The following is a 13289-nucleotide window of genomic DNA, read 5'->3' as shown; positions in this document are numbered from 1 at the left end:
TCTCTTCTGATCCGCGCGCCTCATGCTTCGAGAACTCAAGACCTTCATCGCCGTCGCTCGGCACGGCACCTTTGCGGGCGCGGGCGAGCGCATCGGCCTGACCCAGTCGGCAGTGAGCGCGCAGATCCAGCGGCTGGAAGAATCGCTCGGCTTTCAATTGTTCGATCGCACGGGGCGCTCGGCCACGCTCAATGCCGCCGGGCGCGATGCGCTGGCGCTGGCCGAGCACATCGTCACGCTGTACGACCGTCTGGGCGACCAGGCCGGCGGCAACGAGCAGCGCGGCCTGGTGCGCATCGGCGCGATTGCCTCGGTGCAGACGTCGTTCCTGGTGGATGCGCTGGTGCAGTTCCGCGGCGAGTTTCCGCATTGCCGTGCGCGCATCGTGCCGGGCGTCTCGCTTGATCTGCTTGGCTTGGTGGATGCCGGCGAGATCGACCTCGCCGTGCTGATCCGGCCCCCGTTTGCGGTGCCGGCCGATCTGGAATGGCGCACGCTGGTGGCCGAACCGTTTGTGCTGCTGGTGCCGGCCAGCGTGCCCGGCGATGACTGGCGCGCGCTGCTCACGCGTGAACCGTTCATCCGCTACGACCGCCGCTCGTTCGGCGGCCGCCGCGTCGACCAGTTCCTGCGCGACCAGCGCATCACCACGCACGACGTGATCGAACTCGACGAGCTGCAAGGCATGACGCAGCTCGTGGCGCGCGGGCAGGGCGTCGCACTCGCCCCGCAGACCGCCGCGCAAGACGGGTGGCCGTCCGGCACACGTGCCATCAGCCTGGGCGACGCCACCTTCTACCGCGAGATCGGCCTGATCGAGCGCCCCCGCCACAGTCGCCAGCCCATTGCGGGGCGGCTTGCCGATTGCATTGACGAAGCCGCGCGTCCGCATCAGTGATGCGGTGTGCCGCGGGCACTCAACCGATCAAAAGCTCAGGCTCTGTTCGATTTCCTGAACCTTGCGCCGCGCCAGCGCCAGGTTCGATTTGTTCTTGTCGAGCACGACGTAGAGGAACAACCCGGGCTTGCTCGCGACGGGGCGAATGATGTGGTACTGCTTGCTGAGCGTAATCAGGATGTCGTCAATGACGTCGTCGAGCTTGAGCGCCTGCATGGTCTTGAGCTTGGCGCGTACCACCTCGGTATTGCCCGCTGCGGCGAGTTCGAGGTCGATCCCATCGCCTGCCGATGCGAGGATCATGCCGCTGGCGCTGTCGACCAGCATGGCGCACATCGCACCGTCGAAGGTTGCGAGATGGGTAATGGAACTGTTGAGATTGCTCATGATTGGACTCCCCCCGATGGTGTGAGTAGGTTGTGGCGATGAAATCAGTGCGACCACGGCCAATGCGGCTAGGCGGGTCGGTGCAGCAAAGACATGGCGGGCAGCGCAGCGAGTTCTTCTGCGATGCGCTTGGCCTCCCACAGGGCGCGTCCGAGCACGGCATCGTGCCGGTTCGCCATGCACACCTGCACGATCGCGGACTGGCGCACGGGCTGGAACACCATGGTCCCCATGTCGGTTTCGAGCACCATGCGGTGGCAGGTGTTGAATTGCATCTCGCGCCCCAGCGCACGCACCACCGACATGACCGTGCTGGTCATGGCCGAGAGGCGTGCCGCGCTATAGCGCGTTGGGTCCAGCGCAGAGGCAATCGTGAAGCCGTCGAGCGTACAGAGCGTCGCGGCGGACAGGTCGGGTAGCGCATCGGCGTACCTCGTCAGCACCGCCGTGGCGGCGTGCGTGAGTTCGGTTGGAACGGGGGATGCTGCTGCGTTCATGTTTGCAGGGTGTAGAGCATGATTTCGACGATATCGAGCATCTGTGCCGGCTCTCGGACATCGGCCATGACCACCGGAATGGCCCGCCCGAGCACCTGGCTGAGCCGGGCGGAAAACGCATCGACCTGGGCGGGCGTGGCCGGCCGCGCCACGAGCACCAGCGTGGATGGCTGCGTGGGTTCCGAGGCGATGCGACGCAGCAGCGGGATGCAACGCTCGCCGACGTCGGGAGCGTTGACGTCAACCATGACGATCGCGCCGGCGATGACGGAGATGAGCCAATCCCGCAGGAAATCGAAACGGTCCTGCCCGGGGCTGCCGTAGACCTGCAGCAGTTCGCCGTTGCCCAGGTCCACCTCGCCGAAGTCGACGCCAACGGTTGTGGTGGCCTTGGCGGACGCGTGGCGATCAAGATTGGGCACATCGCAATCGATGGTCACCTCACCGCATAGCGTGCGAATGGCTGTTGTCTTGCCGATGCCCATCGGGCCGAAAATACCAATGCGATGCATTCAGTGTCGGCCTTGTAGCTGATGGCGAGACGTCCGCAGCCAGCGCCCGACGACGTCGAAGAAGCGGTTGTGCGAAACACTTGCGTTGGCGGGCGTGGTCGCCACGGGAGCATCGCGGTGCACGTCGATCTGCAGGGCGCCAAGCCGATTGAGCGTGCGCAGCAGCAGGCGGGCCTCTTCCTGTTCAAGTCCGCCGTCCGTCGTCAGCCAACGCAGGCTGACCGCGCGATTGGTCATGGTTGCCATCGCCCGCCGGAAACGCAGCGCCTGCAGATGCATCTCGAGCGTGACCCAGCGCAGCAGGCGGTAGGTCGGCTCGGGGCTGGCCTCAGTTGTTTGCGTGGGGAGGGATTCGACGGGTGCGGTGCTCGGACGCGCGGGTTTGTCCATGAGACGCAGCGCGATGCGATCCAGCGTCACCCAGAGGTCCGGCAGGCTGAACCCGAGTGGCAAGTGGAACGCGTCGTCGCCGTGGCTGGATTGTGGTGTTTCGTCGAGCCAGATCTTGATGGGAGCTACAGCGACCGCATCGGCCGACCCGGGAGCGAGTACCACCACATCGGCCTGGCCGGGCAGGACTTCATCCCATTGATAGAGCGAGCGGCCGACAAGCGCGCCGATGCCTGAGCGCAGCCGGCGCTGCAGACCTTCATCAAGATGCTGCAATGAGATGCGGCCACGTCGGTGATCCACGCGCGCGTGGCTCGGTGCGAGCGGCTCCATGCCTGTTCCCCCCAATTCAGATATCCCGAACCACGAGAACGGCCGGCGCATTGCGCGGTACTTCTGCGTGGAGATGCGGCATGCATGCCGGGGCTTGATCAAGCCACTGGTGCGCTGCCTGCTGTTGTTTGTGTCTCGATTCCGGCGCCGTTCTGGCGCCCGTCAATCGGTGAGCGAGAGGCTAGCATCGTCATCGGCGCCTTTGGGCGGGCCTGAGGAATCTTGAGTTTTGCTTGTGAATCGCTGAGCAGTCCGGGAGGGGAACGAAGTGACGAGACACAGGCCCGGCATCGGTGATACCGGACATACGCCGCGGCTCATTGACCGGGCGTTATATCGGCTCGTATATTACGGCCGGTCATCCATCCACTCTCCCGGGTCAGTCATGCAACGTTTCTTGCCGCGCGCGCACGTGCGCACCATTGGTCTGGTCGCTGCGTTGTCGCTGGGCTTGGCAGCGCCCGCGCATGCGGCGGACCTCGTTGTTTCAGCAGCCGCCAGCCTGACCAACGCCTTCAAGACGATTGCGCAGCAGTACGAAGTGCTGCATCCGGACACCAAGGTCGTGCTCAACTTTGGCGCGTCTGACGTGCTGATGCAGCAGATCGTGAAGGGTGCCCCCGCTGACGTGTTTGCCTCTGCCGATCAGGAAGCGATGAACAAGGCCGTGGCCGAGAAAGTCATCAAGGCTGAGACGCGCCACGACTTTGTCGCCAACCAGCTGGTGCTGATCGTGCCGGCCGCAGGCACGGTGCCCGTGCATGCCCTGACCGATCTCACGAGGCCCGACGTGAAGCGTGTGGCGATCGGCAATCCGGCGTCGGTGCCGGTGGGCCGCTACGCCAAGCGTGCGCTGGAAGCGGCCAAACTGTGGGAGCCGGTGGAGGCCAAGGCGGTGCTGGCGCAGAACGTGCGGCAGGCGCTGGACTATGTGTCCCGCGGCGAGGTCGAGGCCGGCCTGGTGTTCTCCACCGATGCCGCCATCGCCGCCGACAAGGTGAAGGTGGCGAGCCCCGTGCCGCTGAATGTGCCGCTCACGTACCCGATCGCCGTGACATCCGGCACGAAGCAGCCGCAGCCGGCGGCCGACTTTGTGGCGTATGTGCTGTCGCCGGCGGGCCAGTCGGTGCTGGCCCGGTACGGTTTTCTGAAACCTTGATTACGCGGTAGCCGGTTGACCCGCGCGCTCGGCATCCTGCTTGGGCGTGCGGTGAATGCGCAGCACCAGGAAGGCGCCCGCCACGCACAGCCCGCCCGAAATCATGGAAGCGAGCGTGTAGTTGCCCAGCGAAGCGCGCATCATGCCCGCGCCCAGCGTGGCAAACGCCGCGCCCAACTGATGCCCCGCGACGATCCAGCCGAACACGATGGGCGCGGCGGCCTTGCCGAACACATCGTTGGTCAGGCGCACGGTGGGCGGCACGGTGGCAATCCAATCCAGGCCGTAGAAGACGGCGAACACCGGCAGGCCGAAGAACTCGAAGCCGAACGCATACGGCAGATAGATCAGCGACAGCCCGCGCAGGCCGTAGTACCAGAACAGCAGCACGCGGCTGTTGTAGCGATCGGACAGCCAGCCCGACAGCGTGGTGCCCACCAAGTCGAAAATCCCCATTGCGGCGAGCAGGCTCGCCCCTTTCACCTCAGAGAAACCGTGGTCTGCGCACATGGCGATAAAGTGCGTGCCGATGTAGCCGTTGGTGCTCGCACCGCAAATGAAGAAGCTGGCAAACAGCAGCCAGAAATCGCGCTTGCGTGCCGCCTGCACGAGCGTCTGCATGGCCAGGGTGATCGGGTTGGCGCGCGGGCCTTGCGCGGCTTCCGGCGCATCGGCGGGTTCGCCATAGGTGCGCAGCCCGACGCTCTTGGGCGATTCCGGCAGCAGCAGCCACACGACCGGCAACAGCAGCGCCAGCGCGCCGGCCACGATCAGCACCACCGGGCGCCAGCCGTAGCTCTCGACCACTGCGGCCATCATCGGCAGGAACACGAGCTGGCCCGTGGCCGAACTGGCCGTCAGGATGCCCATGGCCAGCCCGCGATGCGAAGTGAACCAGCGGTTGACCACCGTCGCGCCCAGTGTGATGGCCGCCACGCCCGTGCCGCCGCCCACCATCACGCCCCATAGCAGCACCATCTGCCACGGCTCATGCATCATCGCCGAGAGTGCCGTGCCCGACACCAGCACCGCCAGCGCACCCAGCACCGTCGGGCGGATGCCGAAATACTGCATCGATGCCGCCGCAAAGGGCCCCGTCAGGCCGTACAGCGCAATGCCGATCGAGATGGCCAGTGAGATCGTGCTGCGGCTCCAGCCGAATTCGTGTTCGAGCGGCAGCATCATCACGCTGGGCGTGGCGCGTGTGCCGGCCGCGCACAGCAGGATCAGGAACACCACCGCGAGCGCAAGCCAGCTGTAGTGGAAACGGGGGGCGATGAGGCGGGCAAGTCGCTGCATGGGGCGTCCGATTGTTCGATGCTTTTTCGATTCTTGTTGGGGCGACAATATCGCATTCGTTACCGGTCGGTAACAACGTGGTTGCGATAGTAGGTACCGATCGGTAACATGTCAAGCTGCATTCGAATGACACCGGCGTGGCTGGGGGTTTGCCTCCCACCGCGCTTGCAGGAGCATCACCATGGCCACGCTCAATCGTCGCGGACCTCGCGCACTTTCCACCACCGTTGATCAGCCCAAGCCGACGCCGCGTCGCATCAGCGGCGAAGACGCGCACGCCAGCCTGCTTGAAGCGGCTCGTCAACTGTTTTACTACGAAGGTGTGCGGGCCGTTGGTGTCGAAGCCGTGGTGGAGAAGGCCGGCGTCAACAAGATGAGCCTGTACCGCCAGTTCAAGTCGAAGGACGATCTCGTCATCGCCTACCTGGAGCGCAGCGACGAGAGCTTCTGGGGCTACTTCAACGCCAGCATGGCCAAGCACCCGGCCGACGCCCGCGCGCAACTGCTGCAGTTCTTCATCGATGTCTCCGAACGCGCCTCACGCCCCGGCTACCGGGGCTGCCCGTTCGTGAATGTGGCGGCAGAGTTTCCGGACCTGACGCATCCGGCGCGGCAGTTTGTCCAGCGCAACAAGGCGCTGCTGCTCGCTCGCCTGCGTGATCGCGCCCAGGCCGCCGGGGCGGCCGATCCCGATGCGCTGGCCGATGACCTGGCTTTCCTCATCGAAGGCGCCTATACCGCCAGCCAGACCTTCGGCACCGATGCGCCGCGCCTGATCAAGAGCCTGCCGCGCACGGCACGCGTGTTGCTCGATGCGGCTATCCCCGCGCGCAAACCGGACTGATGTTGTAGCGCGCTCACGCAGACAAGACATGGGCGCGCGGGTGTCGTGGGATGCCGCTACACTCGCTGGCATTGTTGCTTCGGCTGCACCTTGATGACGCCCAACCAAGCCCCGCTGTCTCCCGTTCGTACGACACCCGCCACGCCGCTCACGTTGCCGGCTGCGCTGTCGCAGGCGCAACGTGCGCTCGATCGCATCGTGCTCGGCAAGCCGCTGCAGATCCGTCTGGCGCTGGCGTGTCTGCTCGCACGCGGGCATCTGCTGCTGGAAGACCTACCCGGTGTGGGCAAGACCACGCTGGCGCATGCGCTGGCCCGCACGCTTGGCCTGCAATATCAGCGCGTGCAGTTCACGAGCGATCTGCTGCCCACCGACCTGATCGGCGTGTCGATCTACGTGAAAGAGAAGGGCGCATTCGAATTCCACCCGGGGCCACTGTTCGCGCAGGTGGTGCTGGCCGATGAAATCAACCGCGCCACGCCCAAGGCGCAAAGCGCGCTACTCGAAGCGATGGCCGAAGGGCAGGTCACGCATGACGGGGCGACGTATCCGTTGCCCGAGCCGTTCTTCGTGATTGCTACGCAAAACCCGCTGAACCAGATCGGTACGCATCCGCTGCCGGAATCCCAACTGGATCGCTTCACGATGCGGCTGTCGCTGGGTTATCCCGATCAAAGTTCCGAACGTGCGCTGTACCTCGGCGGCGGTGCGCCGCAAGACATCGAGCCGGTGTTGAGCGCCGCGCAGGTCATCGCCTTGCAGACGGCTGCCGATGCCGTGCACGTGGCACCGGCGCTGGTCGACTACGTGCTCGCACTGGTGAATGCCACGCGCACCGATGCACAGGTGCAGATGGGCCTGTCGCCGCGCGCCGGGCTGGCGTTGCTGGCGGCTGCGCGTGCCTGGGCGCTCATTGATGACCGCGATGCCGTGCTGCCCGAAGACGTGCAAGCCGTATTCAAGGCTGTGGCGGCGCACCGGTTGTTGCCCACGGGCGGCACGCTGTCGGCAACCGCACTGGCGCAGCGGCTGCTCGATACGGTTGCCATTCCCTAAGTAGGCAGCGCCATGGCGCGATTGCGATCCCTGCTGCTCGCGCCGTTGCGTCTGCTCGGTACGGGCCTGGCGATGCTGCCCGGCATACGGTTTGTGCGGGCACGCGTGCAACGCTTTCTGCAGCGACCGCGCAAGCCGCGCGAAGGCCGCATCCGGCTGGACCGCAATCACGTCTACATCCTGCCCACCGCGGCCGGCGGCGGCTTTGCGCTGCTGCTGGGCGTGATGCTGCTCACCTCGCTCAACTACAACGTGAGCCTGGGCTTCCTACTGACGTTCGTGCTGGCTGGCGTGGCGGCGTCGGCCATGTGGCAGACCCATCGCAACCTCGTTGATCTGGAAGTGCGCGGCGCGGCGGGCGATGCCGTGTTTGCCGGGCATGCGTTGAATGTGGGCGTGGCATTGGCCAATGTCACGCCATGGGCGCGTGTGGGGGTGGACGTGAGCGCCGCGCAAGCCGCCGCGGTGGAAACGTCGCTCGACGCGCAGGACGCCGTGGTGGCCGCGTTGTCTTTCGCCGATCAGCCGCGCGGCTGGTTCAAGTTGCCGCGCCTGACGGTGTCGACGCGTTTTCCGCTCGGCCTCTTTCGCGCATGGAGCTACGCCGACGCGCCGCTGACCGTGCTCGTCTATCCGGCACCGGAACCCTCCGCGCCGCCGCTGCCCGCCAGCTTTGCGCCCGATCCCGGCGACGAAGACGACACGCGCGCCGCCCGCACCCATGTCGAAGAAGCCGCAGACCAACTGCGCACATACCGCCCCGGCGACGCACTGCGCAGCATTGCCTGGAAACACAGCGCGCGGCTCGACACATGGATGAGCCGCACCGGCCAGCAAGTCCGTCACGCGCAATGCGTGCTTGCGTGGGAAGCATTGCCGCCCTCGATGAACGTGGAGCAACGCCTGTCGCGGCTGTGCGCCTGGGTGCTGGCCGCCGAGCACGCGCCCGCCGGTGATGAGCCCGAATACACGCTGAGCCTGCCGGGCGTTGTCATTGGTCCGGCGAGAGGTGCCGCGCATCGGGATGCGTGTCTGCGTGCGTTGGCGTTGTGGGGCAAGCCTGCGATGCCGGAAGGCGAAACCGCATGACGACGACCGCCACCATCGGCACCGAAGCGGCCGCCTTCGGCTCCGCCCGCGCGCTGACCCATCGCGAACATGGCTGGCTGATTGCGCAGCTTGCCGTCGTGCTCGCGCCGCTGCTGCGTGCGCTGCCGCTCGTCACGTGTGCGGTGTTCGGCGTGCTGCTGCTCTGGCGCGCGCTGCTGTGGGTGCGGGGCGCGCCATTGCCGGGCAAGTGGGTGCTGGGGCTGACGGGCGTGGCCACGCTTGTCGTAACGCTGGCACTCGCCATGCGCACCGGCGGAAACATCGGCCGGGACTTGTCGGTGGCGCTGCTTGGCGCGTTTCTCGTGCTCAAGCTGATGGAATCGCACACCGTGCGCAACGGCGTGCTCGTCACGCAGCTGTGCTGCTTCCTGTTGCTCTCGCAGGTGCTGTTTGACCAGCCGCCCTGGCTGGCCGCCACCATGCTGGCGACCGTGGCGCTGCTGTTGCGCAACTGGCTGTTGCTGCTGCATCCGCAGGCGCGCGCGCGCGTGTCGCCTGCGCGTGTGCTTGCGCGCCTGGTGCTCATGGGTTTGCCGTGCGCGGCAGTGCTGTTCCTGTTGTTTCCGCGGCTGGATCATCCGCTGTGGCGCCTGCCGCAAACAGCCGACACCGCAGTCAGTGGCCTGTCTGATCGCATGGCGCCCGGCTCTGTCGGCCAGTTGATCCTGTCCGACGATCTTGCCTTCCGCGTTGACTTTGTCGGCGCGCCGCCACCGCTCGACACGCTCTACTGGCGCGGCATGGTGCTGTGGCGTTTCGATGGCCAGACATGGACGGCTGCATCGATGCGGCAACGTCCCGCACCGGAAAGCGTACCCAATTCTGCGGACGCAATCAGCGGCGCGCCGGGTGTGTTCGACTACAACATCACGCTGGAACCGACGCGCCAGCGCTGGCTGTTTGCGCTCGATCGTGGCCAGTCGATCGAGGCGCGCGACGGCACCGGCCGCAGCATCGACGGCGAATTCATCAGCACACAGCCGCTCGACCAGCGCGTGCGCTATCACGCGCGGTCTCGGTTGCCCGGGCGCAATCGCACGGATGACGCGGGTGCCCTCGACCCGCTCACGCAGCAGATGGCGCTTGCGTTGCCGCCGGGCAACCCGCAGGCGCGCGCACTGGCAGCGCAATGGGCACCGCTGCCGCCGGCCGAGCGCGTATCGGCAGCCCTCAAGCTATTCGGCCGCGCACCGTTTGCCTACACGCTTGAACCGGAGCCGCTGCAGGATCAGCAGATTGACGATTTCCTCTTCCGCACGCACCGTGGTTTCTGCGAGCACTACGCGGGCAGCTTCGTCTTTCTGATGCGCGCGGCGGGCGTGCCAGCACGTGTGGTGGTCGGTTACCTCGGAGGCGAGGTGAACGCCATGAGCGGTGACATCATCGTGCGCCAGTCCGATGCACATGCTTGGGCTGAGGTGTGGCTCGACGGACGCGGCTGGGTGCGTGTGGACCCGACCGCCGCCGTCGCGCCGCAACGCGTTGAACGCGGCTTGGCCGCCGCTGTGCCGGCGAGTGAATTCCGCTCGCGCCGTGCGGAAGAACCGGGCTGGCTGCGCAGCGTGCGCTGGGGGCTCGATGGCCTCATCAGCGGCTGGAACAGCTGGGTGCTCGGCTACGACCGCAATCGCCAGGCGCGCCTGTTTGCGTGGCTGGGGCTCGATGCGGCGGACCCCCGCGCGGTGCTGTGGGGCGTGTCGGGCCTCTTCCTGCTCGCGGCGCTGCCGCTTTTGTGGCAGCAACGCAAGCCCAAGCCTGACCCGGTGCAAGCCCAGTGGCAGCGCTTGTGTGACAGGCTGGCGCGGCATGGTTGCACGCGTGGCGTTGCCGAAGGCCCGATGGCCTATGCCGAGCGCGCTGCCACGCAGTTTCCACAAGCGGCACAGGCGTTGCGCGATGCCGCCGCCGGCTATGTCGCCCTACGCTATGGGCGTGACGATGGCGATGCGCAAGCGCGTGCCCGGCGGTTCACGCAATGGCGCGAAGCCGTTGCGCAAGTTCGCCTGGGCTAACGCGCAAGCTGTTGATCGGCTTAGAAGATGTGCCCCAAATGCGGGCACCCGCGCGGTGGATCCAGCACGCTGGTCATTCACCTGTGATGGAATATTTTCCGATCCAGGGATTAAATATTTCGGATAGATAACTCGGGCAGTGCAATAACTGCACGCAGTTTCCCGATTGCAGATAATCGGTGCGACACAGTCGCGCAGGGCATGCGCATTATCGGTGCATATTCGATTGAATTAGACGTCGATACCCTCACTGGCACAGCGGGAACCTTTCTCATACGATAGTTTTCGTAACGTTTCCGCTGCACTGCAACGTTTGCAGAGAACACCCGCCCAGGTGGGTTTCCGGGCAGCAGCGGTTTCGCAGATTCCGCAGGAGCCATACCAATGCATCGACCGAAACGCATGCTTGTCGAGAATGTCGCGTGGGCGCACGAAACAGCCGCGCGCGACCCCGGATTCTTTTCGCGTTTGGCCCAAGGCCAACAACCCCAGGTGTTATGGATTGGGTGTGCAGATAGCCGTGTGCCGGCTGAAACCATTACCCATTCCAACCCGGGCGATTTATTCGTCCACCGCAATATCGCCAATCTTGTTTGCCCGGCGGACGACAACACAATGAGCGTGCTGGAATATGCGGTGCGCGTGCTCAAGGTCGCGCACGTGATCGTGTGCGGGCATGACGGCTGCGGCGGCGTCCGTGCATCGCTGCTGCCGCCGCCTGACGGTTTGCCGCACGTGGCGCGCCGCATTGCGCCGCTGTGTGCGCTGGCGGGTCACCACCGTGCAGAACTCGATGGCGTGCCCGATCTGGACGCGCGCGTCAATCGCTTGGCTGAACTCAACGTACTCGAACAGGTGCGCTGCCTGCGCGAGAGCCCCATCGTGCGCGAGGCGGAACGCCCGCCGCGCATACATGGCTGGATCTTCGGCCTGGCCGATGGGCATATCCGCGTGCTGGCGTCGGGCGATCCCGATGCGGAACACGCCACGCGCGGCGACATCCTGATGCCCGCCGAGGCCATCGCTTAACCCGATCGGCGGCGGCGTTTGTGGCTGCCGTTGTTTCCTGACGCTTTCTCTCCTCACGCATGCCGGCGGTGCCCCCGCCCGCAGGCAGGCGTTCGCGCGTGCGCAGTTCATACAACTCCAACAACCATGCAGACACCAACCTCTCCGGCTTTCTTCCCGCGCGACATGCTCGCCGGGGTCATCGTGTTCTTTGTCGCCCTGCCGCTGTGCCTGGGTATTGCCAACGCATCGGGCGTTGACCCGCTTGCGGGGCTGCTCTCCGGCATGATCGGTGGCCTGGTGGTCGCGCTGCTCAGCGGCTCGCAACTGAGCGTGAGCGGCCCGGCTGCGGGCCTCGTCGTGATTGTCGTGGACGGCATTGCCAAGCTGGGCGGTTTCTCGGCATTTCTGGTGGCCGTGGCGCTGGCGGGCGCGCTGCAGTTTGTGTTCGGCATGCTGCGCGCCGGGCGCTTTGCGGCGTATGTGCCGTCGTCCGTCATCAAGGGCATGCTCGCGGCGATCGGGCTGCTGCTGATCATCAAGCAGATGCCGCTGGCGTTCGGGCTGGCAGGCGAGGACGGCGCTGCAGGCGTCGTGGGCGCGGGCATGATCGCCACGCCGTGGGGCTCGGTCTCGTTGCCGGCGTTGCTGGTGTCGCTGTTGTCAGCCGCCGTGCTCATCGGTTGGGACACGCCGATGCTGCGCCGTTTCACGTTGGTCCGCGCACTGCCTTCACCGCTGGTTGTGGTGGCACTCGGCATTGGCGTGACGTTGCTCCTGGAGGTGGTGGCGCCGGGCATTGCAGTACCGGCCGAGCATCGTGTCGATCTACCGTCGCTGGCGTCGTTTGGAGCGTTTCTCGATGCGCTTGAGTCGCCCACGCTCGGTGCACTGGGCAATCCCGATGTCTGGCGCGTAGCCATGGCATTGGCCATCGTGGCCAGCCTCGAGACGCTGCTATGCCTGGAGGCCGTTGAGCAGATCGACCCGAAGAAACGTGCCGCATCGCCGGATCGCGAGCTGAAGGCGCAAGGCGTGGGCAACATGGTGGCAGGCCTGCTGGGCGGGCTGCCCATCACGTCCGTCATCGTGCGCAGTTCGGCCAACGTGCACGCCGGCGCGCAGAGCCGCTGGTCGGCGGTCGTGCATGGCGCGCTGCTGCTGGCAAGCGTGTTTGCGCTCACCGCCATCGTCAATCTGATTCCGCTGGCGTGCCTGGCCTCCATCCTGATCTTCACCGGCTACAAGCTGGCCAAGCCGTCACTGTTCGTGGCGGTGGCGCGGCAGGGGTGGGACCGCTTTGCACCGTTCATTGCAACCATCGTCGGCGTGCTGCTGACGGACTTGCTGATCGGCATCGTGATCGGCATTGCGCTGAGCATCGCGCTGGCGATTCGCGCCAACCTGCGCCGCACGATTGTCATGGCGCGCCATCACGACCACTTCCTGCTCTCGTTCCGCAAGGATGTGTCCTTCATGGGCAAGGTGCCGCTCAAGCGCTATCTGGCGCAAGTGCCGGATCACGCCACGCTCATCGTCGACGGTGCCCGAGCGGATTACATCGACCCCGACGTGCGCGAGATGGTCGAGCACTTCATCGAGGCGGCACCGGCGCGCGGCATCGTGATCGAACGCCATCACTTTGATGCGACCGTGCCACAGCGTGCTCCTGGGCTTCGCATGCCGCGCCTGCCATTTGTGCGAACGGCTGCCCGATAACGTGGGCCTGGATTTAACTCAATTTGAGTAATTTGGAGCATTGCCTCCAAACATAATCGGAAACG

At 65.7% G+C, this 13289-nt stretch carries 13 protein-coding genes; 8 read left to right on the top strand and 5 right to left on the bottom strand.

Features of this window, described 5'->3' with window-relative positions; genetic code table 11:
- Positions 1–22 precede the first annotated feature (22 nt).
- Entirely contained in the window at positions 23–898 is an 876-nt protein-coding gene (locus ACU8YE_RS15875; RefSeq protein WP_433867666.1) for a LysR substrate-binding domain-containing protein, read from the top strand.
- Positions 899–925: 27 nt separating this feature from the next.
- Here ACU8YE_RS15875 and ACU8YE_RS15870 read toward each other — a convergent pair whose 3' ends face one another.
- From ACU8YE_RS15870 to ACU8YE_RS15855, 4 genes are all read right to left on the bottom strand, one after another.
- Positions 926–1285, bottom strand: coding sequence for a hypothetical protein (locus ACU8YE_RS15870; protein WP_232038721.1), 360 nt, complete (start codon positions 1283–1285; stop codon positions 926–928).
- Between the two features lie 68 nt (positions 1286–1353).
- Positions 1354–1782 (bottom strand): roadblock/LC7 domain-containing protein, encoded by a 429-nt coding sequence (locus ACU8YE_RS15865; RefSeq protein WP_322018109.1) that lies wholly within the window; start codon positions 1780–1782, stop codon positions 1354–1356.
- Positions 1779–2294: a GTP-binding protein gene (locus ACU8YE_RS15860; protein WP_232038719.1), complete on the bottom strand. Its 516-nt coding sequence runs from the start codon at positions 2292–2294 to the stop codon at positions 1779–1781. The genes ACU8YE_RS15865 and ACU8YE_RS15860 overlap by 4 nt, the downstream gene beginning before the upstream one ends.
- Positions 2295–3017: a hypothetical protein gene (locus ACU8YE_RS15855; RefSeq protein ID WP_446929130.1), complete on the bottom strand. Its 723-nt coding sequence runs from the start codon at positions 3015–3017 to the stop codon at positions 2295–2297.
- Positions 3018–3402: 385 nt separating this feature from the next.
- Here ACU8YE_RS15855 and modA point away from each other — a divergent pair, with 385 nt between their 5' ends.
- Complete coding sequence (gene modA / locus ACU8YE_RS15850; RefSeq protein ID WP_440077598.1) at positions 3403–4176, top strand: molybdate ABC transporter substrate-binding protein; 774 nt, start codon at positions 3403–3405, stop codon at positions 4174–4176.
- Here modA and ACU8YE_RS15845 read toward each other — a convergent pair whose 3' ends face one another.
- Positions 4177–5475: an MFS transporter gene (locus tag ACU8YE_RS15845; protein WP_260801199.1), complete on the bottom strand. Its 1299-nt coding sequence runs from the start codon at positions 5473–5475 to the stop codon at positions 4177–4179.
- Positions 5476–5656: 181 nt separating this feature from the next.
- On the opposite strand from ACU8YE_RS15845, the gene ACU8YE_RS15840 reads away from it, so the two are divergent.
- The 6 genes from ACU8YE_RS15840 (at position 5657) to ACU8YE_RS15815 (ending at position 13224) form a co-directional block, all read left to right on the top strand.
- On the top strand, positions 5657–6319 hold the full coding sequence (locus ACU8YE_RS15840; protein ID WP_232038715.1) for a TetR/AcrR family transcriptional regulator: 663 nt from the start codon (positions 5657–5659) through the stop codon (positions 6317–6319).
- Between the two features lie 93 nt (positions 6320–6412).
- Entirely contained in the window at positions 6413–7375 is a 963-nt protein-coding gene (locus ACU8YE_RS15835; RefSeq protein WP_232038714.1) for an AAA family ATPase, read from the top strand.
- Between the two features lie 12 nt (positions 7376–7387).
- On the top strand, positions 7388–8464 hold the full coding sequence (locus ACU8YE_RS15830; RefSeq protein ID WP_446929129.1) for a DUF58 domain-containing protein: 1077 nt from the start codon (positions 7388–7390) through the stop codon (positions 8462–8464).
- Positions 8461–10497 carry a transglutaminase TgpA family protein gene (locus tag ACU8YE_RS15825; protein ID WP_446929128.1) on the top strand — a complete coding sequence of 679 codons (2037 nt, stop codon included), beginning with the start codon at positions 8461–8463 and terminating at the stop codon, positions 10495–10497. The genes ACU8YE_RS15830 and ACU8YE_RS15825 overlap by 4 nt, the downstream gene beginning before the upstream one ends.
- A 384-nt stretch (positions 10498–10881) precedes the next feature.
- Complete coding sequence (locus ACU8YE_RS15820; protein ID WP_316869385.1) at positions 10882–11526, top strand: carbonic anhydrase; 645 nt, start codon at positions 10882–10884, stop codon at positions 11524–11526.
- A 126-nt stretch (positions 11527–11652) separates the two neighbouring features.
- Positions 11653–13224 (top strand): SulP family inorganic anion transporter, encoded by a 1572-nt coding sequence (locus tag ACU8YE_RS15815; protein WP_414561515.1) that lies wholly within the window; start codon positions 11653–11655, stop codon positions 13222–13224.
- Positions 13225–13289 lie beyond the last annotated feature (65 nt).

It is taken from the genome of Ralstonia sp. VS2407 (assembly GCF_052950655.1).
Note: the sequence above shows the minus strand (reverse complement) of the source record. Positions and strands in the feature narration are given on the sequence as shown.